The organism is Neotabrizicola sp. VNH66, from assembly GCF_049445895.1.
Taxonomy (GTDB): domain Bacteria; phylum Pseudomonadota; class Alphaproteobacteria; order Rhodobacterales; family Rhodobacteraceae; genus Pseudogemmobacter.
This window is the reverse complement of record NZ_JBMSDW010000019.1, coordinates 36,490-55,548: the sequence shown is the minus strand read 5'-3', so window position 1 is coordinate 55,548 and position 19,059 is coordinate 36,490. Positions and strand designations below refer to the sequence as shown.

Below are 19,059 nucleotides of genomic sequence, written 5' to 3'. Positions count from 1 at the left end.
ATAGTTGAACGATGGACCGGACGCAAGCCCTCGCCGCCCTTTCCGCACTGGCCCATGCCGACCGGCTGGATCTGCTGCGTCTTCTGTATCCCGCCGGCCCCGAAGGCATGGCGGCGGGAGAGATTGCGCGCAGCCTTGGCCTTTCGGCGTCACGCCTGTCCTTTCACCTGTCGCAGATGGAGGGAGCGGGCCTCATCGGCTCGCGCCGGGTGGCACGCAATGTGTTCTATGCGGTGGATCCGCGGGGGCTGGGCGGCACGATCTCTTATCTCCTGAACGATTGCTGTCAGGAAAACCCCGAAGTGATCGCCTGCTGCACCCGCAACCGTCCGGCGGCGGAATAGCCCCGCCCCCGGCCGTGCAGCGACCTTAGGCGCAGCTGATCAGCCGCCACCCGGGATGGTGAAGACCTGCCCCGGATAGATCAGGTTCGGATCGCGAATCTTGTCGCGGTTCGCCTCAAAAACCTGCACATAAAGCACACCTTCGCCCAGCTCACCCTTTGCAATCGCCCAGAGCGTATGGCCCGGCTGCACGGTGATCGTCACCGGCCTCGGCGGTGCGGGCGGCTCTGGCACGGCGACAACTTGCGCCGGTTGGGGCGCGGTTTCGGCCGCCGGAACTGCGGGGACGGCCACCGGAGGCGACGGTTCGGCCAGCGCCGCCGGTTCGGGGGCAGTTGCGGGGGCGGGTTCGGGCATGGCTGCGGTCGGCGCAACTTCCGGCGTCACCGGAACCGCAGTTGGCTCTGCCGCCGCTGTCTTCGCCGGATCCGGCTGCCCCCCCGCTGGCGCTGCGGGGGCGGGTTCTGCAGGGGCGACCGGCGCATCGGGGGCCGCGGCGCTTTCCGCTGCGGACACGGGTTCCGGGCTGACCGTCTTTGCCGCGACGTCCGGGGCCGGGGCAGGTTCCGCCGGAGCCGCAGCAACAGGCTCCGGCCTGGGCTCAGGCACAGGCTCGGGCTCGGGTGCCGCCGCGGCGGCCAGCGCCTCCGGCGTCTCACGGCGGAACGGCGTTTCAAACCGCGCCGTCACTTTCCCCGCGGCATCCAGCTGATCCACCCGCAGCGTGTAAAGCCCGGGCGCCGTATCGCCCAGCGTCACCAGCCACAGGCCGGTTGCAGGCACCGTCAGCTCACCCGCCGGGGCATTGTCCAGATAGATCCGCAGCGCAGCCTCCGGCTGGCCGCGCCCGCCCAGCTGCACCGCGCCTGCGGGCGTGTAGGTGATGGTCTCCACCGTCACCGGCGCAATCTCGGCCGTCGCGGCCGCAATTTCCGGCTCCGCCTCCTGCAAGACAACGGCGCCCTCATCGGTCACCATCACCGCGGCGGGCGGTGCGGGCACGGGCTCCGCCGCCGCAACGTCCGTGTCTTCCGGCCCCGTCTCCGCCTCGCCCCCCGGCGCCGGTCCGGGCTCCGGCTCAACTTCGGCCACAGCCACCGGCTCTGGCCCCGCAATCGGCCCAAGGGCCACACTTTGCGCGGACGGCACTTCGGCCCCGTCCTCCGGCACCATGACCAGCGTCAACAGGCTGGGATCGGGGTTCGGTTGCAGCAGGGTGACCACCGCAAACTCCCCGCCCGGCGTGGCGCGGGTCTCCGCCACCGGCACCCCGTCCAGCAGAATCCGCACCAATGCCCCCGGCGCCGCGATTCCTGCGATGGTGGCAGAGCCGTCAGCAGTCACCGCCCATGTCAGGATTTCAGGCGGCGCGACTTCGGCAGGCGCCGCAGGGGCAGCCGCCGCCTCGGGCGCGGCAGTCTCGTCGGGCGCTGCCGTTTCGGGCGCAACCGGCGCAGCCCCCTCCGGCGCGGCAGGCACCTCGACCAGAGCAGCGGGCGTCACCGGCGGAGGCGCCGGGCGCAGCGACCACAGCACCCCTCCGGCCACGGCGACAACAACCGCCCCCCCGGCCGCCACCGCGCCGCGCGCCGCCCCGCTCATCGCCCCCCAGTTCAGCATCTTCCATCCCCTTGTCGCCACCGGGTTGCGGCTTTCACCGCTCCCGGCTTGGTTTGGCATAGGAACCCCGATATCACGGGCCAAGGCAACGGAAATTTCAGGACGACCCATGACCCGCCCTTCGATCTGCGTCTTCTGCGGCTCGCGCCCCGGCACCAATCCCGCCCATGCAACCGCCGCGCGCGCCTTCGGTACCGCCATCGCCGCACAGGGCTGGCGGCTGGTCTATGGCGCGGGCGATGTCGGCCTGATGGGAGAGGTCGCCCGTGCCGCCCAATCCGCCGGCGCCCCCGCGCTTGGCGTGATTCCCGTCCATCTTCTGGGGCTGGAAAAGGGCAAGCGCGACCTGACCACCTTCGTCGTGACCGAGGATATGCACGAGCGGAAGAAGGTCATGTTCATGAACTCGGACGCGATCGTCGTGCTTCCCGGCGGCGCGGGTTCCCTGGACGAGTTCTTCGAGGTGGTCACCTGGGCGCAGATCGGCCTGCACCGCAAACCGATCTTCCTGCTGGACGTCGATGGCTACTGGCAGCCGCTGGTCGGCCTGATGAACCACATCATCGCCGAAGGTTTTGCGCCGGCAGAGCTGAACAGCCTTTACGCCACCGTGCCGGATGTCGAGACGCTGACCGGGGCACTGGCGGCGGCGCTGGCGTGACAAAGGATCAAGCCCGTCGCGCTACGGCAGGTCAGGCGCTGCGGCTATTCGCAGCCCGACTGCGGCCGCGATGGACGCCAACCGGGGAAAGGCCTCGCGGCTATCCAGAAGCAGTGTGAAATCCCCACGCTCCAATGCCGATTTCAGATCAAACGGATAGCACAGATGATCCGGGGGCGTGAACGGGCTTCCATCTCGGCCTTGCAGCTGTCCCATGCCGAATGCCGACAGCGCGATCCGAAGTTCTTGCTCATGCTGGAACCTGACTCGATCCTTATGAAACGTGGCAAGGATCGGGTTCGGATGGGTCCCGTCTGTCAAACGATCGGTCTGCCAGTCGGTATACCAGACACAGCCATAGTTCACGGACAGATGGCAAACCCACTCCACCTCTGAAGCAAGTTGCCGCGCCACGGATTCGTTCACAAGGCGCCGCAAAGTTCCGAATGTCGTGCAGACGGCAACCTTTGTCTCAGGGCCTCCTGAGCCGCCATAGTTCTCCCAGATGTACCGGCTGTTTTCTTTGCTGAAGCAGCAGGCATAGGTCCGACGGCGGCTATCTGAGTAATAATCGTCCAAAGTGCGGTGCGGCGCTTTCTCAAAATAGCCCTGACGCGCCATATCCCGGTCGACCGGTGATAGCGCGCCGTCGTTCTCGTCATCCTGATAGGTGTCGACCCGCTTGAAAAAGAGATAGGCGCCAGCCAGCGACCGTTCAAAATCATCAATCGCCATGATCTTGAAAAGCGCCTGATCGTCGGCCGGCTGAACCAATAGCGGGGCGTGCGGTTCGATCAGTCCAAAATAAGAGCTCTGCACCATGCCCTTGCCCCGGCAGACTTGCACCGGCATCCTAGGGCAGTTTCGCCTTGCCGGGAATAAAAAGGGCGGGACAGAGCCCCGCCCTTTATTTCTGATATCTGGCGGCTGCCTTCGCGCGGGAAGGCGCGCCTTACAGCTTGGCCGCGACCGCTTCCCAGTTCACCAGCTTTTCCAGGAAGTTGGTCAGATAGGCCGGGCGCTTGTTGCGGAAGTCGATGTAGTAGGAATGCTCCCACACGTCGCAGCCCAGCAGTGCAGTCTGGCCGAAGCACAGCGGGTTCACGCCGTTCTCGGTCTTCGTCACCTTCAGCGCGCCGTCCTTGTCCTTCACCAGCCAGGCCCAGCCCGAGCCGAACTGGCCCGCACCGGCGGCGGCGAAATCTTCCTTGAACTTGGCGACCGAGCCGAAGCTTTCGGTCAGCGCCTTTTCCAGCGCGCCGGGAATCTTCTTGTCTTCGCCCGGGCCCATCACTTCCCAGAACAGATTGTGGTTCCAGTGCTGCGAAGCATTGTTGAAGATGCCGTTCTGGGCAACCGCGCCGGCCTGATAGGTGCCTTTGACGATGTCTTCCAGAGACTTCGTTTCCCACTCGGTCCCGGCGATCAGCTTGTTGCCGTTGTCGACATAGGCCTTGTGGTGCAGGTCGTGGTGGTATTCCAGCGTCTCTTTCGACATGCCCAGCGGCGCCAGCGCGTCATGGGCATAGGGCAGGTCGGGAAGGGTGAAGGCCATGGGTCTCTCCTGTTCGGATGGCAGTTGGGCGGAGTAAGGGCGGATCGGCCGGGAAGGTCAAGTGCGCTTGCAGCCCAAAGGCCTGTGCAGCGGCACACCGAACCGGCGGCACGCCACCCTTTCAGGGAGAGGAAACGCAAAAGACGGCAGGCCGGTTCCCCGCGCCTGCCGTCTTTTTCGCAGTCCCTGTCGCCGGTGCCCTGCGGCCCGCCGGGTCAGCCGGGGTCAGCCCAGTTCGGCGCCCGGCGTGGCGGCGTGGGACAGAAGCCCCATGACATAGCCCGCGACCGAACGGAAGCAGACCACGGTATAGCCCCCGTCCGCCGCCCAGAAGGCCGCGGCCACCTGCGCCAGACGCGAACGGCGAAGTTCCCCCGCCTCCATCCTGTCCAGATCGGCAGGCGTCAGTTTGCGCAGCACCTGATCGGCCTTCAGCCCCTCGATGCGGAAGACCGCCCGCGCGTCGGAGACATCGGCCGCCAGATGGTGCTGCCCGGCAAGGCCCTGCGCCAGCGCAGCCAGCGCCGCGGTGACGCCTGCATAGGGCAGGATCAGCAGGTATTCGTCCGGGCTCATCCAGCCGCAGGCATGGTTGCCCGCGGTGACGATGCCGCGCTGCGGCGGCAGACCGGTGCCGGTGACCGCGCGGACCGCGGCCTCCAGCCCCGGCGTGCCGGGTTTCGCGCGGAGCGTGATCATGCCCAGAGGGCCGATCTCGCGGATGGTGGCAAAGCCCGGAAAGCTGGCGCCCGCCAGCGCAGAGACGGGATCAGACATTCTGTTTCGCTCCTTCCGGGTCCACGAACACCGGGTTCACCACCCGCGCCCGCAGGGTGCCGCCTTCAATCCGGGTGAACTCCACCTCTTCGCCCATCCGCGCCGGGCCGTTCAGCAGCAGGCCCATGGCAATGCCCCGCCCCAGAGTGGGCGAGAAATAGGTCGAGGTGATGCGCCCTTGGGTGTTCCTCTGGCCGTTGTCGTTCGACCCGGCCGCGATGACATAGGCGCCGTCCGGGATGACGGCGCCATCTACCGCTTCGAACCCCACCAGCTTCCAGCGGTCGGGGCTGGACAGGTGGCTGCGCTGCTGCCCGCGTTTGCCCAGATAATCCGCCTTTTTCTTGGAAATCGCCCAGTCCAGATTCAGGTCCTGCGGGATCACCGTGCCGTCGGTTTCGTCGCCGATCATGATGAAGCCCTTTTCGGCCCGCAACACGTGCAGCCCCTCGGTCCCGTAGGGCATCAGGCCCAGCCCCTCGCCCGCCTCAAGGCAGGCGTCCCAGAAGGCGCGGCCATGGCTCGCGGGCACGGCGATTTCATAGGAAAGCTCGCCCGAGAAGGAGATGCGGAAGGCCCGCACCGGGAAGCCGCCAAGCATGCCCTCGGCATAGGTCATGAAGGGCAGCGCCTCTTTCGAGACATCCATCCCGCCCAGCCGTTCCAGCAGAACCCGCGCCTTTGGGCCGACCACGGCCACCTGCGCATATTCCTCGGTCAGGTTGGCGGTGTAGACCTGCCAATCCCACCATTCGCATTGCAGCCAGTCTTCCATCCACGCATGGATGCGGTCCGCCCCTCCGCTGGTGGTGTGGCACAGCCAGCTGTCCTCGGACAGGCGCACGACCACGCCGTCATCCATCAGAAAGCCCTGCTCGCTGCACATCAGGCCATAGCGGCATTTGCCCACGGGCAAGGTGCTCATCATGTTGGTGTAGAGCATGTCGAGGAACCGGCCCGCATCCGGCCCCTTCACAAGGATCTTGCCAAGGGTCGAGGCATCCAGAAGCCCCACATTGCTGCGGGTGTTCAGAACCTCACGCCGGACGGCCTGTTCATGCGTCTCACCGGCGCGGGGGTAGGTATAGGGGCGCTGCCACAGGCCCACGGGTTCCATATAGGCGCCCTGCCCGGTGTGCCAGTCGTGCATCGGCGTGCGGCGCAGCGGCTGGAAGATCTCGCCCCGCGCCTCACCCGCCAGCGCACCAAGGGTGACGGGGGTGTAGGGCGGGCGGAAGGTGGTAGTGCCGACGGCGGGAATATCCTCGTTCAGTGCGCCCGCCAGAATAGCCAGACCGTTGATGTTGGACAGTTTCCCCTGATCCGTCGCCATGCCCAAGGTGGTGTAACGCTTGGTATGTTCGACCGATTCATAGCCCTCGCGCGCGGCCAGCTGCACGTCCGAGACCTTCACGTCGTTCTGAAAGTCCAGCCACATCTTGGATTTCAGCGCCGGACCTGCGCCCTGCGGCATGATCCAGACCGGCTCCACCGCCGCCTCATCCGCGGCTTCGGCGCGGGCGATGAGACTGGTCTTCTGCGCCAGCCCCAAGGCCTTGACCGCATCCATCCCGGCCTCGGCCGCGTCGGACAGGGTATCCGCGGTGGTCAGATGGCCATTGGCCGCCCCCGCCGGGATCACCAGGGCCGAGCCGTCATGGGTCAGCGGCGGGCGGGCCGGATCGGGGCGGAACATCGCCTGCTTGCGGTCCCAGGTCAGCTTGCCGCCGCAATGGCTCCACAGATGCACCACCGGCGACCAGCCGCCCGACATGGCAACGGCATCGCAGGCGATCTCATCCAGAACGGCGCCTTCGCCCGCCTGCAGGCCGATCTGCACACCGGTCACCGTCTTGCCGCCCTTGACCTTCACGATGGCGCGGCCGGTTTCCACCCGCAGCCCCATGGCACGGGCCTTTGCGGGCAGAGCGCCATTCGCCGTGGGTCGCGCGTCGATGATGGCCGGAACCTCCAGCCCCGTCTCGCGCAGCGCAATGGCGGTGCGGTAGGCGTCATCGTTGTTGGTCACCACAACCGTGCGGTCGCCCGGAGAAATCCCCCAGTTCACCACGAAATCGCGCACCGCCCCCGCCAGCATGACGCCGGGAATGTCATTCCCGGCAAAGCTGAGCGGGCGTTCCAGCGCGCCGGTCGCGGTCAGCACCTTCTGCGTGCGGATGCGCCACAGCCGCTTTTTCGGCCGCCCGTCGCCGGGGGTGTGGTCGGCCAGACGCTCTTCGGCCAGCACATAGCCGTGGTCATAAACGCCGGAGATCATGAAGCGCAGCTTCGCGGTGACATTCTCGGCCCCGTCCAGCGTGCGGAGGGTCGCATCGACCCAGTCGCCCGCGGGCTTGCCGTCGATCACCTCACCATCCACCGGGGCGCGGCCGCCCCAATGCGCGGCCTGTTCCGCCAGAATGACCTTCGCGCCCGAAGCCGCGGCGATCTGCGCGGCCTGCAGGCCCGCGATCCCGCCCCCCACGATCAGCAGATCGCAATGGGCATAGACATATTCATAGCGGTCCTCATCCGGTTGTTCCGGCGGCTTGCCCAGACCGGCGCTGCGGCGGATCACCGGCTCGAACAGATGTTTCCAGGCGGGGCGCGGATGGATGAAGGTCTTGTAATAGAACCCGGCGGGCAGGAAGCGTGCCAGCCGGTTGTTCACCGCGCCCACGTCGAACTCAAGACTGGGCCAGTGGTTCTGGCTGGTGCAGGTCAGCCCGTCGAACAGCTCGGTCGTGGTGACGCGCTGGTTGGGCTCATACCGCCCGCCCTGCCCCAGACCCACCAGCGCATTCGGCTCTTCGGGGCCAGAGGCCAAAATGCCGCGCGGGCGGTGATATTTGAACGACCGGCCCACCAGCGTCTGGCCATTGGCCAGCAGCGCCGAGGCGAGCGTGTCGCCCGCAAACCCCTTCATCCGCTTGCCGTTGAAGGTGAATTCCATCGGCGCCGTCCGGTTGATCAGACGCCCGCCCCGTGCCAGCCGCGCGCTCATTTCCAGCCCTTCCAGTCCGGCCGCTTGGCCTTGATCTTTGCAATCAGTTCCGCAGGCGGTTCCGAGGTCTGCGCCGGGTATGTCCCGAACACCTCCAGCGTGGCGGTGCAGCGCGCCGCAAGGAACCACTTGCCGCAGCCGTAGGAATGGCGCCAGCGTTCGAAATGCACGCCTTTGGGGTTTTCCCGGGCGAACATATAGGCCTCGAACTCCTCATCCGAGGCGCCGGGGCCGAAGCGTTTCAGATGCGCCTCACCACCCGGGGAAAGCTCGGTCTCCTCGGCGGCGACGCCGCAATGGGGACAGGTCAGTAGAAGCATGGCAGGGTCTCGCAATGCAGCAAAGGCCGGGAGGCGACATGCCCCCCGGCCCGCAGGTCAGGTCTGCCCCGAAGGGCGGTGTTGGTGTCAGTTGGCCGGCGCAGGTTGCGCAGGATCAGCCGGGGCCGGAGCGGGCACCGCAGGCTCCACCGCGTCAGGCGCGGGGGCCGGGACATCAGCCGGCGGCAGGGTGGCATCGGGCGTGACCGGGATTGCCGGGTCAGCCGCAGGTGCGGGCGCCGCAGGCTCGTTGATGATGGTGGTGTTGTCAGCCGGTGCGACGGCGCCGTCGTTCCCGGACGAGAAGGCATAGATCCCGGCGCCGACGACGACTGCCAGAAGAACGGCAGCCAGAAGCCCGGCACCCGAACCGCGGGTTTCCGGCACCCGGCGGTAATCCTGCGCATTGCCGGTGATGCGGTCATGTTCATAGGCCATTTGTTCATCTCCGTGGTTGCGAACACCACAGAAACACCGCGCCCCGGCCCTTCGTTCCGGCCCGCCGGACCGGTCAAACCCCGCCCGGCGCCGTTCCGCACAAACCCGCCCCGCCCCCCGGCAGCTTGCCGCCGCAGGACGACGGCGACACGGAACCGCCCCCCGGAGATCCGGGTTGCGGCCCTTTGCGCGCGGGACTGATGCGCGCGGGGGGTCATCAATGCGCCACCCCGGCGGCGACGGATTCGTCGATGAACTGACCTTCCTTGAAGCGCCACATGTTGAAGGCGGCGGCCAGCGGCCCCGGTTCGCCCTTGGCCATCAGCTCCGCCATCGCCCAGCCTGAGCCGGGGATCGCCTTGAACCCGCCGGTGCCCCAGCCGCAGTTGATGAAGCAATTCCCCAAAGGCGTTTTCGAGATGATCGGGCTGCGGTCGCCGGTCATGTCCACGATCCCGCCCCATTGCCGCAGCATCTTCAGGCGGCTGATGATGGGGAAGGTCTCGACCAGAGCGCGCAGGGTTTCCTCGATATGGTGGAAGCTGCCGCGCTGCGTATAGTTGTTGAACCCGTCGGTGCCGCCGCCGATCACCAGCTCGCCCTTGTCGGATTGCGACATGTAGCCGTGCACGGTGTTGGCCATCACGACGACGTCGATGCATGGCTTCACCGGCTCGGATACCAGCGCTTGAAGCGCAAGACTTTCGACCGGCAGGCGGAAGCCCGCCATGCCCGCGACCTGCCCGGAGTGACCCGCAACCACGATGCCCAGCTTGGTGCAGCCGATGGCGCCCTTCGTCGTCTCCACCCCGGTCACCCGGCCGTTTTCCGACCGCACGGCAGTGACTTCGCAGTTCTGGATGATATCCATGCCCATGTCGGAACAGGCCCGCGCATAGCCCCAGGCCACGGCATCATGCCGGGCGGTGCCACCGCGTTCCTGATAAAGCGCGCCCAGAACCGGATAGCGCGGCCCGGCGATGTTCATGATCGGGACCAGCTTCTTCACCTCCTGCGGGGTGATCCAGCGGGTGGCCACGCCTTGCAGCTGGTTCGCATGCACCGTGCGCAGATAGCCGCGCACCTCATGATGGGTCTGCGCCAGCATCAGAAGGCCACGCGGGCTGAACATCACGTTATAGTTCAGGTCCTGCGACAGGTTTTCATACAGCTTCAGCGCCTTGTCATAGATCGCGGCCGAGGGATCCTGCAGATAGTTCGACCGGATGATCGTGGTATTCCGCCCGGTGTTGCCCCCGCCGAGCCAGCCCTTTTCGATGATCGCCACATTGCGGATGCCGTGGTTCTTGCCCAGGTAATAGGCGGTGGCCAGCCCGTGCCCGCCCGCGCCGACGATGATCGCGTCGTAATGCGCCTTGGGCGCGGGGCTGCGCCAGGCGCGCTCCCATCCGGTGTGGTAACGGGCCGCCTCGCGGGCGATGGCAAAGACCGAATAGCGCTTCATCACAGGTTCTCCGCGGGGGCCTTGGGCAGGCCCGGATCAGCTTCGTTTCTGGAACGGGGCGCAGGATGGCCCACGTCCTTTGGCGGCACAATCGGGAAAAATGCGACATGCCCCCGGGGCCACGGACGGCAGGGTGCGGCGAATGGACCGGGCGCCGCAACCCGGGCGGCGGCATCTTGCCCTTCCCGCCGCGGGCGGAAGCGACTACATCCGGGCTGGATCAGGGACAGACGGGGCCGGGCATGGAGAACGGGGCATTCTGGCTGGCGGCGGGGCTGATGGCCGCGCTGACCGCGGCGGGGCTGGCGGCGGCCATGCTGCGCGCCGCGCGCCGCGCGACCGACAGCGCGGCCCTGCCTGCGGGGACCGAGGACCTGCGCATCTACCGCGATCAGTTGACCGAGGTGGAGCGTGATCTGGCCCGCGGCACCCTGCCCGAAGCCGAAGCCACGCGTCTCCGGACCGAGATCGCCCGCCGCCTGCTGGAGGCTGACCGCAAACGGCAGGCCTCCGTCCCGAAAGGCGCGCTGCGGCCTGCCACGCTGATCGGCGGGCTGGCGGCCGTGCTTCTGGCCTGTGCCGCGGCGCTGCTGCTCTATGACCGGCTTGGCACCCCTGGCTATCCCGATGTGCCGCTGGCCGCACGTCTGGCCGAGGCCGACCGGCGCATGGCAGACCGCCCCGGTCAGGCCGAGGCCGAAGCCACCGCCCCGGCGCTTTCCGTGCCCCCGCCCGATGCCGAATTCACGGCGCTGATGGACAAGCTGCGTGCAGCCGTCGATCCTGCCACCGCGACCGACCAGCGCGGACTGGATCTGCTGGCGCGCAACGAATTCGCCCTTGGCAATTTCCCCGCCGCGATTGCCGCGCAACAGCGGCTGATTGCGGTGAAAGGGGGCGCAGCAACGGCCGACGATCATGCGATGCTGGCGGATATGCTGGTGGCGGCGGCAGGCGGCTATGTCTCGCCCGAGGCCGAAGCGGCCATCGTGGCGGCGCTGCAACTGGACCCGCGCCACGGGCTGGCCACCTATTATGCCGGGCTGATGTTCGCCCAGAACGGCCGCTTCGACCGGGCCTTCGCCCTCTGGCGGCCGCTTCTGGAAGACGGGCCGCAGGATGCGCCCTGGGTCCCGGCCCTGCGCGAGGATATAGCCGAGATCGCCTTCCGGGCCGGGGTGAACTATACGCCGCCCGCGGCAGCGGCAGCCTCCGGCCCCACAGCCGAAGATGTGGCCGCCGCGGAAGACATGGCCCCCGCGGACCGGCAGGCGATGATCGAGGGCATGGTGGCCCAGCTGGGCGACCGGCTGGCCACCGAAGGCGGCCCCGCCGAAGACTGGGCCCGACTGATCCGCGCGCTTGGCGTTCTGGGCCGCACCGAAGAGGCCCGCGCCATCCTGACCGAGGCGCAGACCCGCTTTGCCGGGCAGGAGGCCGATCTGGCCGCGCTTTCCGCCGCCGCCACCGATGCGGGGATCGCCGAATGATCTGCGAAGATCTGACCGGCCTCGCCCCTCTCCTCCCCCCGTTCGGCGCGCTGGCCGGGCTGGATCTGGGCACCAAGACCATCGGTGTCGCCCTGTCGGACCTGCGCCGCAGCGTGGCCACGCCCACCAAGGTGATCCGGCGCGAGAAATTCACCCTCGACGCCGCCGCCCTGCTGGAGCTGCTGACCGCGCGTGAGGTGAAGGGCATCGTCCTCGGCCTGCCGCTGAACATGGACGGCAGCGAAGGCCCGCGCGTGCAATCCACCCGCGCCTTCGCCCGCAATCTGGAAAAGCTGACGCGGCTGCCCATCACCTTCTGGGACGAGCGGCTGTCCACCGTCGCCGCCGAACGCGCGCTGCTGGAGGCGGATGCGTCACGGAAACGTCGCTCCGAGGTGATCGACGCGGTGGCCGCGGGTTATATCCTGCAAGGCGCGCTGGACCGTCTGGCGCGGATGGAACGCCCGTGACCGACGAGATCTGGAAACGCGACGAGATCGAAAGCCCCTGCGTCAAGATCTGCGTCATCCACCCGGAGGTGCGGCTTTGCGTCGGCTGCTGGCGCAGCCTTGACGAAATCGCCCAATGGTCCGCCATGACACCCGAGGCGCGACGTGCCGTTATGCTGACGCTGAAAGGCCGCGGCGCGGCGCTGAAATCCCGCCGCGGCGGCCGCGCCGCCCGCCTTGGCCCCGCCAGCAGCGCGGGCTGACCCGCTGCAATAATGTGCCTCTGCGCGAAGGGCGCAGAGGCAAGCTTTTTTCGCCGGCTCTGGCGCAAGCGCCAACCGCCGGCAGCCTGCCTCCGGCGGGGATATTTAAGCCAGTATGAAATCCATGCCCATTCATACTGGCGCAAATATCCCGGGGGTCAGGGGGCAGCGCCCCCTGCGCTATCCGAAGATCACCTTCCGCAGCATGTTCAGCGCCACCAGCGCCAGGAAGATCGCAAAGGCGCGTTTCAGGGGCTTGGGGTCCATCGCATGCGCAAGCCGCACCCCCCAGGGCGTGGTCAGCAGCGTGGTGCCGATCACGAGGAAGAAGATCGGCAGGTTCACCGCGCCGATCGTATAGGGCGGCGCACCTTCGGCTTTGACGAACAGGAAGCCGATCACCGCAGGCACGGCGATCAGCACACCAAAGCCCGAGGCTGTCCCCACAGCGCGGTGGATCGGCATGTTATACAGCGTCATCAGCGGCACACCGAAGGTGCCGCCGCCAATTCCCATCATTGCGGAAAAGAACCCGGTGGCCGAGGCGAGCAGCGCGCGCACGGGCTGCCCCGGCATCGCCTCGCCCAGCCTCGCGCCGTCGCGGCCGAAAGCCATCCACAGCGCGGCGAGCCCCGCCAGCACACCAAACACCGCCTGCAGCGCGGCCGAAGGCACCCGTGCCGCCACGAAGACCCCGACAGCCGCCGAGATCACCAGCCACGGCCCCCAGCTTTTCAGCACCGCCCAGTCGACCGAGCCCTTGCGGTTGTGCGAGGAGACCGACCGGATGGAGGTGACCACGATCGTGGCCAGCGAGGTCGCCACGCACACCTGCATGATCTGCCCCTCGGAATAGCCGAGCGCATTGAACGTATAGAAGAAGGCAGGCACCAGCACGATGCCGCCGCCCACGCCCAGAAGACCGCCCACCACACCGGCGACACCGCCGACGATGATCATCGCCGCCAGCAGCGGCAAGTGGGAAAGGATCTGGTCCATGGCGGCCTCCGGTCAGGTTCAGTCCGGTTAAAGCCCAAGCCGCGGCGAAGGGCCAGCGGCAATGCGCCTGCAGGCGCCCGGTCCGGAGCCACCGTGCCGCGCCTGACCGTTCCCGCGCCGGTCGGGACTGGTTCGCGCGCCGCCCTGTTCTGCGGGGGCGAAACCCTTGCGAAACGCGACATCCGCTCTCTGCGCCCTGCCGGCGGTTTGGCAATCGCCAGGTCCCGCCGTTTCAGGCCGCGGCCTCGGTCACCCGGGCCAGCGCGTGCAGCAGCGTATCCTTCCCCGCCCCCTCGCGCGAGGCATCAGATGACAGCACCTGCCGCCAGCCGCGCGCGCCGGGGCGGCCGTGGAACAGGCCCAGCATGTGGCGGCTGATCTGATGCAGCCGCCCGCCCTGCGCCAGATGCGCCTCGACATAGGGCAGCATGTCCAGCACCACCTGCACGGGGTCCGGCGCGTGATCCTCATCCCAGAGCGCATCGGCCCCGATCAGCGTGGCCGCCGGGTCGTGATAGGCCGCGCGGCCGATCATCACCCCGTCCAGCCCCTGCGCCAACAGCGCCCGCGCCTGCGCAAGAGTGGTCACCCCGCCGTTCAGGCAGATGGTAAGTTCTGGAAAACGTTGTTTCATCCGCAGGACCAGCGCATGGTCCAAAGGCGGAATCTCGCGGTTTTCCTTGGGCGACAAGCCCTGAAGCCAGGCCTTGCGGGCATGGATGATGATATGGCTGACACCGGCCCGCGCCACGGTTTCGATGAAGCGGGGCAGCACCTCCTCGGGGTCGTCGTCATCCACGCCGATGCGGCATTTCACCGTCACGGGGGCGTCCGTCTCACCCTGCATCGCCCGCAGGCAATCGGCCACAAGGTCGGGCGTCTTCATCAGCACCGCGCCAAAACATCCGGACTGCACCCGGTCCGAGGGGCAGCCGCAGTTCAGGTTCACCTCGTCATAGCCCCAGGGCGCCGCGATCCGGGTGGCCGCCGCCAGCTCTGCCGGGTCCGACCCGCCCAGCTGCAGCGCCACCGGATGCTCTGCCACCGAATAATCCAGAAGCCGCGGCTTCGGCCCGTGCACGATGGCGGGCGCAGTGACCATTTCGGTATAAAGCATCGCCCGGCGCGTCATCATCCGGTGAAAATACCGGCAGTGACGGTCAGTCCAGTCCATCATTGGCGCCACCGAGAGGCGGTGGTTTTGGCGGGGGTCGGGCATCTCAGCGGGTCCGGTGGCGGTGTTGCGCGCGGTACTAGCGCAAAACGCCCGGCAAGGGAATGTCTCCCTGCCCGATGGCGGCGGGGCCGGGCCGGGACGCATTCAGCGGGTCCGATCGGGCAGCGGCCACTGACAGGCGCGCAAAGAGCGCGACGCTCAGGGGGCCAGCACCAGCGTCACCCGGCGGTTCTGGCGGCCCTTTTTCTCGACCTTCTCCAGCGCGACGGTGCCGATTTCGGCGGTGCGCGCGACATGGGTGCCGCCGCAGGGCTGCAGGTCCACCTGCCGCGTGGGCGTGCCGATCCGCACCAGCCGCACCCGGCCCTGCCCCACGGGAGGCTTCACGCTCAGCGTTTTCACCAGACCGGGGTTGGCGGCGAGTTCCTCATCACTGATCCACTGATCGGTGACCGGCAGGTCAAGGTCGATCAGCGTGTTCAGCCGCGCCTCGATCTCGGCCAGATCGCCGGGCGGGTCGGGCATGTCGAAATCCAGCCGCCCGCGCCCGGCGCCGATCTGGCCGCCCGTCACCGGCAGCGGGATCACCACAGACAGAAGGTGCAGCGCGGTATGCACCCGCATGTGCAGATGGCGCCGGGTCCAGTCCAGCAGCTGCCGCACCTCGGCCCCCGGGGGCGGCAGGGCCAGCGGCTCGGCCGGGACCAGCGCCACGGCGCCGTCAGATGTGCGGAGCGTGGTGGCCACCGGCAGGCGCCGCCCCTCCCACGACAACCAGCCGGAATCGCCGGGCTGGCCGCCGCCGGTGGGATAGAAGATCGTCCGGTCCAGCACCACGCCGCCTTCGTCCGTATGCCGCAGCACGCGGGCCGGGGCCTCCTGCTGATAGGGGTCGTCGCGGAAAAGAAGCTCGGTCATGGCAGCTCCAGCGGGCCGCGGTCGGGCGGATGCGCGCGCGGCTCTGACGGTTCGGGCGGCGGCGGGGCGGACAGCAGATCCGGACGCATCTGCAGAAGCTGCGCCAGCGCGGCACCGATCTGGTCGGCATTGCGCAGGGTGATTTCCGATTGCGCGAAGGGAATCTCGATCCCCTCTTCGGCGAAACGCTTCACGATCTGGTGGTTGATCTCGCTTTTCACCGTGCCCGAGAAGTTCACGTCGCGCAGCACCAGACGGATTTCAAAATTCATCGCATCGGCGCCAAAGCCCTGAAGCAGCACCATCGGCGGCGGATTCAGGATGGCCAGGGGTTGCGCTTCGGCAATCTCGCGCAGGATCGCCTCCACCTTGCGGGTGTCAGTGCCGAAGGCCACGCCCACCGGCACAATCAGCCGCCCGGTCAGGCTGAACCGGGTCCAGTTGGTGACGCTCTGGCTGACCAGATCGGCATTCGGGACCACAACGACGTTGCGGTCGAAGGTCTGGATGCGGGTGGACCGGACCGAGATCGACTTCACGATTCCCTGCGTCTGGCCGACCTGGATCCAGTCGCCCTCGCTGACGGGGCGTTCGATCATCAGGATGATACCCGAGACGAAGTTCTGCACGATGTTCTGCAGGCCGAAACCGATGCCGACCGACAGGGCCGAGGCGACGATGGCCAGACCGGACAAGTCGATCCCGGTGGCATTGATCCCCAGAAGCGCGGCAAGGAAGATCCCGACATAGCCCATGCCGGAGACCAGCGCATTCTGCCCGCCCTTCTCCATCTTGGTGCGCGGCAGGATGGTGTTGCGCAGGGCGCCCTGAAACAGCCGGGTGACCATGTAGCCGATGGCAAAGATCACCGCGAAGATCAGGAAGTCGGTGGGCGAGATCCGCGTCTCGCCCATCTGGAACCCTTCGCGGAACCGCGTCCACAGTTCTGTCAGTTCGGAAAACCGCGCGCCCCAGACCAGCGCCAGCACCGGCAGCGCGACCAGCGCAAGGCCAAAGCCCAGAAGGACCGGCACCAGACCTTCGCGGGCCTCCTCCGGGCTCGTGCGGGTCAGCATGGCCCAGAGGTCCGACAGAAGGCCCTGAACGATGATCAGAACCATCATCAGCCCCAGCGACAGGATCGCCGGGAAGATCAGCGCCTTGGCCGCCGCGACATAGCCGAAGGCGGCAAGGACCGGCCCCAGAACCCCGATGACGCCGCAGGCCCGCGCGATCAGCGACAGGATGGTCAGGCCATAATTCTGCGTCTGGCCGGTGTCGCGGTAAAGCCGCAGGATCCGGCCCATCCGCCACAGAAGAAGCCCGCCTGCGGCAAGGATCGGAAAGCTGGCCACCGCCGTCACCGCATCGGAATAGGCCATCGGCCCCATCGTCAGCTCGCGCAGCACCTCGGCCACGGTCACAAGGCCCATCATGGCCGACAGGAACCGCCCCTCGGCGCGGCGTTCCGCCGGAAGCGGCAGGTCGTCTTCGGATTCCTGCCGCGGGAAGGCGCGTCCACCCAGCCAGATCGACAGGAACAGAAGCACCCCGACGACCGGCAGCGCGCGGGCCACCGCCCCCGTCACCTCGCCCAGAAAGCCCGTCAGCACCAGCGCGGCCGACAGGGCGACCATGCCCACCGTCGGCACCACCACCTGCCCCAGCGAGGCGAGGAGCGCGATCACCCTTTGCCGCGCCTCGGACCCGCGGGCATGCAGCCTGTCGGAAAACACCTCGATCCAGCGGCGGGCAAAGACCGTCGTCGCCAGCGCCACCAGCAGCAAAAGCAGGATCAGCGGCAGGTTGTCGAAGAATTCGTTACGGGCGCGGCGGTCGCTCCAGCCGCTCTGCGCCTCGTCCCAGACCCGCCAGACAGTATCGGTGATGCCCACCGAGGCCTCGGGCCAGTTGGCCGGATTGACCGGCGAGGGCAAAAGCTGAAGCAGCTGGTCCGCCTGCCGTTCGCGGATTTCGCGGTCGATCTCGCGGATCAGGCCGTCTGCCCGGCGATAGGCCTCATCCGCGGCAATGCCCGGGGCCTGCAGCTTCACCAGAAGATCGGCCAGCTCGCTGCGTTTGGCCGCGATCTCGGGCGCCTCGGTCTGGCCTTCGGCCGGGGCGGCGCCAAGGGCTGCGATCTGCTCCTTGACCGTGGCGATCCGCGCGGAATTCGCGGTCTGCGCCGTCAGAAGCGCCGCCCGCCATTGCGCCAGCTGGCCGCGCAGCTCATCCAGCCGGTCATCGGTGATCGAGCTTTTGGAGAGTTCTTCCTCGGCGCGGCTGGCCGTGCCCTCCCAGTCGTCATAATTGACGGCGGTGGTTTCGGGCTGGTCCTGCGCCAGAGCCGGTCCGGGGACCAGAGGCCCCGCGACCAGCCCGGCCATCAGCACCAGCGCAAGCGTCAGCCTGCGCCAGCCCCCTGCGCCACCCGGCACCCGGTCAGCCCTCGGCATAAACTTCGGGCAGCGCCGCCGCCGGACGGGCCAGCCATTCGGGCACCGGCAGGCCCTTTTCCCGCAGGAAGACGGGATTGTAGATCTTGGACTGATAGCGGCTGCCGTAATCGCAAAGGACGGTCACGATGGTGTGGCCCGGCCCCATCTCGCGCGCCATGCGGATGGCGCCCGCAATGTTGATGGCGGTCGATCCGCCCATGCACAGGCCTTCGTCCTCCAGCAGGTCGAAGATCAGCGGCAGTGCCTCGGCATCGGGGATACGCCAGGCCATGTCGGGGGTGAAGCCTTCAAGGTTCGCGGTGATGCGCCCCTGGCCGATGCCTTCGGTGATCGAATTGCCCGGCGCTTCGAACGTGCCATTGGTGTAATAGCTGAAGAGCGAGGCGCCCTCGGGGTCGGCCAGACCGATCTTCACCCCCTTGGGCTGCAGCGCAAGGCCGACGCCCGCCAAAGTCCCGCCCGAGCCGACGGCGGCCACGAACCCGTCGACCTTGCCGCCGGTCTGTTCCCAGATCTCTGGGCCGGTCGTCTCGATATGGGCCTGCCGGTTGGCGGTATTGTCGAACTGGTTGGCCCAGATCGCCCCGTTCGCCTCGGTCTTGGCCAAAGCCTCGGCCAGACGCCCCGAATAGCGAATGTAGTTGTTGGGCATCCGGTAGGGCGCGGCGGGCACCTGCACCAGCTGCGCCCCGGCCAGCCGGATCATGTCCTTCTTTTCCTGGCTCTGCGTCTCTGGGATGACGATCACCGTCTTGAACCCCATGCTGGAGCCCACCAGCGCCAGCCCGATGCCGGTATTGCCTGCCGTGCCCTCGACAATCGTGCCGCCCGGCGCCAGCAGCCCGCGCTTCACCGCATCGCGGATGATATACAGCGCAGCCCGATCCTTGACCGACTGGCCGGGGTTCATGAACTCACATTTGCCAAGGATCGTGCAGCCGGTCATCTCGCTGGCGCGGCGCAGCTTGATCAGCGGCGTATTGCCGATGGCGGCGGCCAGATCGCTGTGGAACTGCATGGACAAACCCCTTCCTTTTGCACTGGTTTAGGCAAGCCGGGCCGCAAACTCAAGCCGCGGCGGGCGGGTTCCGCTGCCTCCGGGACAGCATCCGCCCGCGAA

18 protein-coding genes are annotated in these 19,059 nt (G+C 67.6%); 5 read left to right on the top strand and 13 right to left on the bottom strand.

What is annotated here, in order from left to right; translation table 11 throughout:
* Window positions 1–11 precede the first annotated feature (11 nt).
* Complete coding sequence (locus tag ACO2Q5_RS20170; RefSeq protein ID WP_423294395.1) at window positions 12–344, top strand: ArsR/SmtB family transcription factor; 333 nt, start codon at window positions 12–14, stop codon at window positions 342–344.
* Between the two features lie 39 nt (window positions 345–383).
* Here the strand turns inward: ACO2Q5_RS20170 and ACO2Q5_RS20165 are convergent, their stop codons facing one another.
* Complete coding sequence (locus tag ACO2Q5_RS20165; protein ID WP_423294393.1) at window positions 384–1,964, bottom strand: LysM peptidoglycan-binding domain-containing protein; 1,581 nt, start codon at window positions 1,962–1,964, stop codon at window positions 384–386.
* 109 nt (window positions 1,965–2,073) lie between these two features.
* Here ACO2Q5_RS20165 and ACO2Q5_RS20160 point away from each other — a divergent pair, with 109 nt between their 5' ends.
* Window positions 2,074–2,625, top strand: a complete 552-nt coding sequence (locus ACO2Q5_RS20160; RefSeq protein ID WP_423294391.1) for a TIGR00730 family Rossman fold protein — start codon at window positions 2,074–2,076, stop codon at window positions 2,623–2,625.
* A gap of 21 nt (window positions 2,626–2,646) precedes the next feature.
* Here ACO2Q5_RS20160 and ACO2Q5_RS20155 read toward each other — a convergent pair whose 3' ends face one another.
* From ACO2Q5_RS20155 to ACO2Q5_RS20125, 7 genes are all read right to left on the bottom strand, one after another.
* Window positions 2,647–3,447, bottom strand: a complete 801-nt coding sequence (locus tag ACO2Q5_RS20155) for a hypothetical protein (RefSeq protein ID WP_423294390.1) — start codon at window positions 3,445–3,447, stop codon at window positions 2,647–2,649.
* A gap of 130 nt (window positions 3,448–3,577) precedes the next feature.
* Complete coding sequence (locus ACO2Q5_RS20150; RefSeq protein ID WP_423294388.1) at window positions 3,578–4,180, bottom strand: superoxide dismutase; 603 nt, start codon at window positions 4,178–4,180, stop codon at window positions 3,578–3,580.
* Between the two features lie 225 nt (window positions 4,181–4,405).
* Window positions 4,406–4,957, bottom strand: a complete 552-nt coding sequence (locus tag ACO2Q5_RS20145; protein ID WP_423294386.1) for a sarcosine oxidase subunit gamma — start codon at window positions 4,955–4,957, stop codon at window positions 4,406–4,408.
* Window positions 4,950–7,961: a sarcosine oxidase subunit alpha family protein gene (locus ACO2Q5_RS20140; RefSeq protein WP_423294384.1), complete on the bottom strand. Its 3,012-nt coding sequence runs from the start codon at window positions 7,959–7,961 to the stop codon at window positions 4,950–4,952. Before ACO2Q5_RS20140 ends, ACO2Q5_RS20145 begins: the two co-directional genes overlap by 8 nt.
* On the bottom strand, window positions 7,958–8,281 hold the full coding sequence (locus ACO2Q5_RS20135; protein WP_423294382.1) for a sarcosine oxidase subunit delta: 324 nt from the start codon (window positions 8,279–8,281) through the stop codon (window positions 7,958–7,960). Before ACO2Q5_RS20135 ends, ACO2Q5_RS20140 begins: the two co-directional genes overlap by 4 nt.
* A gap of 87 nt (window positions 8,282–8,368) precedes the next feature.
* Entirely contained in the window at window positions 8,369–8,719 is a 351-nt protein-coding gene (locus tag ACO2Q5_RS20130) for a hypothetical protein (protein WP_423294380.1), read from the bottom strand.
* A gap of 217 nt (window positions 8,720–8,936) precedes the next feature.
* Complete coding sequence (locus ACO2Q5_RS20125) at window positions 8,937–10,184, bottom strand: sarcosine oxidase subunit beta family protein (RefSeq protein ID WP_423294378.1); 1,248 nt, start codon at window positions 10,182–10,184, stop codon at window positions 8,937–8,939.
* A gap of 242 nt (window positions 10,185–10,426) precedes the next feature.
* On the opposite strand from ACO2Q5_RS20125, the gene ccmI reads away from it, so the two are divergent.
* From ccmI to ACO2Q5_RS20110, 3 genes are read left to right on the top strand one after another with little or no spacing between them, the layout of a single operon-like run.
* Window positions 10,427–11,674, top strand: coding sequence for a c-type cytochrome biogenesis protein CcmI (gene ccmI, locus ACO2Q5_RS20120; protein ID WP_423294376.1), 1,248 nt, complete (start codon window positions 10,427–10,429; stop codon window positions 11,672–11,674).
* On the top strand, window positions 11,671–12,144 hold the full coding sequence (gene ruvX / locus ACO2Q5_RS20115) for a Holliday junction resolvase RuvX (RefSeq protein ID WP_423294374.1): 474 nt from the start codon (window positions 11,671–11,673) through the stop codon (window positions 12,142–12,144). Before ccmI ends, ruvX begins: the two co-directional genes overlap by 4 nt.
* Window positions 12,141–12,386: a DUF1289 domain-containing protein gene (locus ACO2Q5_RS20110; RefSeq protein ID WP_423294372.1), complete on the top strand. Its 246-nt coding sequence runs from the start codon at window positions 12,141–12,143 to the stop codon at window positions 12,384–12,386. The genes ruvX and ACO2Q5_RS20110 overlap by 4 nt, the downstream gene beginning before the upstream one ends.
* Before the next feature lie 180 nt (window positions 12,387–12,566).
* Here the strand turns inward: ACO2Q5_RS20110 and ACO2Q5_RS20105 are convergent, their stop codons facing one another.
* The 5 genes from ACO2Q5_RS20105 to ACO2Q5_RS20085 all read right to left on the bottom strand — a co-directional run bounded on the left by ACO2Q5_RS20105 (window position 12,567) and on the right by ACO2Q5_RS20085 (window position 18,957).
* Window positions 12,567–13,385, bottom strand: a complete 819-nt coding sequence (locus ACO2Q5_RS20105) for a sulfite exporter TauE/SafE family protein (RefSeq protein WP_423294370.1) — start codon at window positions 13,383–13,385, stop codon at window positions 12,567–12,569.
* 232 nt (window positions 13,386–13,617) lie between these two features.
* Window positions 13,618–14,604 carry a tRNA dihydrouridine(20/20a) synthase DusA gene (gene dusA / locus ACO2Q5_RS20100; protein WP_423294368.1) on the bottom strand — a complete coding sequence of 329 codons (987 nt, stop codon included), beginning with the start codon at window positions 14,602–14,604 and terminating at the stop codon, window positions 13,618–13,620.
* A 156-nt stretch (window positions 14,605–14,760) separates the two neighbouring features.
* The gene (locus ACO2Q5_RS20095) at window positions 14,761–15,480 is read right to left on the bottom strand and encodes an alanyl-tRNA editing protein (protein WP_423294366.1); all 720 of its coding nucleotides are present in this window, start codon (window positions 15,478–15,480) and stop codon (window positions 14,761–14,763) included.
* On the bottom strand, window positions 15,477–17,918 hold the full coding sequence (locus ACO2Q5_RS20090; protein ID WP_423294364.1) for a DUF3772 domain-containing protein: 2,442 nt from the start codon (window positions 17,916–17,918) through the stop codon (window positions 15,477–15,479). The genes ACO2Q5_RS20095 and ACO2Q5_RS20090 overlap by 4 nt, the downstream gene beginning before the upstream one ends.
* A 4-nt stretch (window positions 17,919–17,922) precedes the next feature.
* The gene (locus tag ACO2Q5_RS20085) at window positions 17,923–18,957 is read right to left on the bottom strand and encodes a cysteine synthase A (protein ID WP_423294362.1); all 1,035 of its coding nucleotides are present in this window, start codon (window positions 18,955–18,957) and stop codon (window positions 17,923–17,925) included.
* Between the last annotated feature and the right edge of the window lie 102 nt (window positions 18,958–19,059).

Coding starts and splice junctions, on each gene's coding strand:
- ACO2Q5_RS20160 (WP_423294391.1), top strand. CDS start 2,074: ATGACCCGCCCTTCGATCTGCGTCTTCTGCGGCTCGCGCCCCGGCACC.
- dusA (WP_423294368.1), bottom strand. CDS start 14,604: ATGCCCGACCCCCGCCAAAACCACCGCCTCTCGGTGGCGCCAATGATG.
- ACO2Q5_RS20135 (WP_423294382.1), bottom strand. CDS start 8,281: ATGCTTCTACTGACCTGTCCCCATTGCGGCGTCGCCGCCGAGGAGACC.
- ACO2Q5_RS20085 (WP_423294362.1), bottom strand. CDS start 18,957: ATGCAGTTCCACAGCGATCTGGCCGCCGCCATCGGCAATACGCCGCTG.
- ACO2Q5_RS20105 (WP_423294370.1), bottom strand. CDS start 13,385: ATGGACCAGATCCTTTCCCACTTGCCGCTGCTGGCGGCGATGATCATC.
- ACO2Q5_RS20145 (WP_423294386.1), bottom strand. CDS start 4,957: ATGTCTGATCCCGTCTCTGCGCTGGCGGGCGCCAGCTTTCCGGGCTTT.
- ACO2Q5_RS20155 (WP_423294390.1), bottom strand. CDS start 3,447: ATGGTGCAGAGCTCTTATTTTGGACTGATCGAACCGCACGCCCCGCTA.
- ACO2Q5_RS20130 (WP_423294380.1), bottom strand. CDS start 8,719: ATGGCCTATGAACATGACCGCATCACCGGCAATGCGCAGGATTACCGC.
- ACO2Q5_RS20140 (WP_423294384.1), bottom strand. CDS start 7,961: ATGAGCGCGCGGCTGGCACGGGGCGGGCGTCTGATCAACCGGACGGCG.
- ruvX (WP_423294374.1), top strand. CDS start 11,671: ATGATCTGCGAAGATCTGACCGGCCTCGCCCCTCTCCTCCCCCCGTTC.
- ACO2Q5_RS20125 (WP_423294378.1), bottom strand. CDS start 10,184: ATGAAGCGCTATTCGGTCTTTGCCATCGCCCGCGAGGCGGCCCGTTAC.
- ACO2Q5_RS20170 (WP_423294395.1), top strand. CDS start 12: ATGGACCGGACGCAAGCCCTCGCCGCCCTTTCCGCACTGGCCCATGCC.
- ccmI (WP_423294376.1), top strand. CDS start 10,427: ATGGAGAACGGGGCATTCTGGCTGGCGGCGGGGCTGATGGCCGCGCTG.
- ACO2Q5_RS20165 (WP_423294393.1), bottom strand. CDS start 1,964: ATGCTGAACTGGGGGGCGATGAGCGGGGCGGCGCGCGGCGCGGTGGCG.
- ACO2Q5_RS20150 (WP_423294388.1), bottom strand. CDS start 4,180: ATGGCCTTCACCCTTCCCGACCTGCCCTATGCCCATGACGCGCTGGCG.
- ACO2Q5_RS20095 (WP_423294366.1), bottom strand. CDS start 15,480: ATGACCGAGCTTCTTTTCCGCGACGACCCCTATCAGCAGGAGGCCCCG.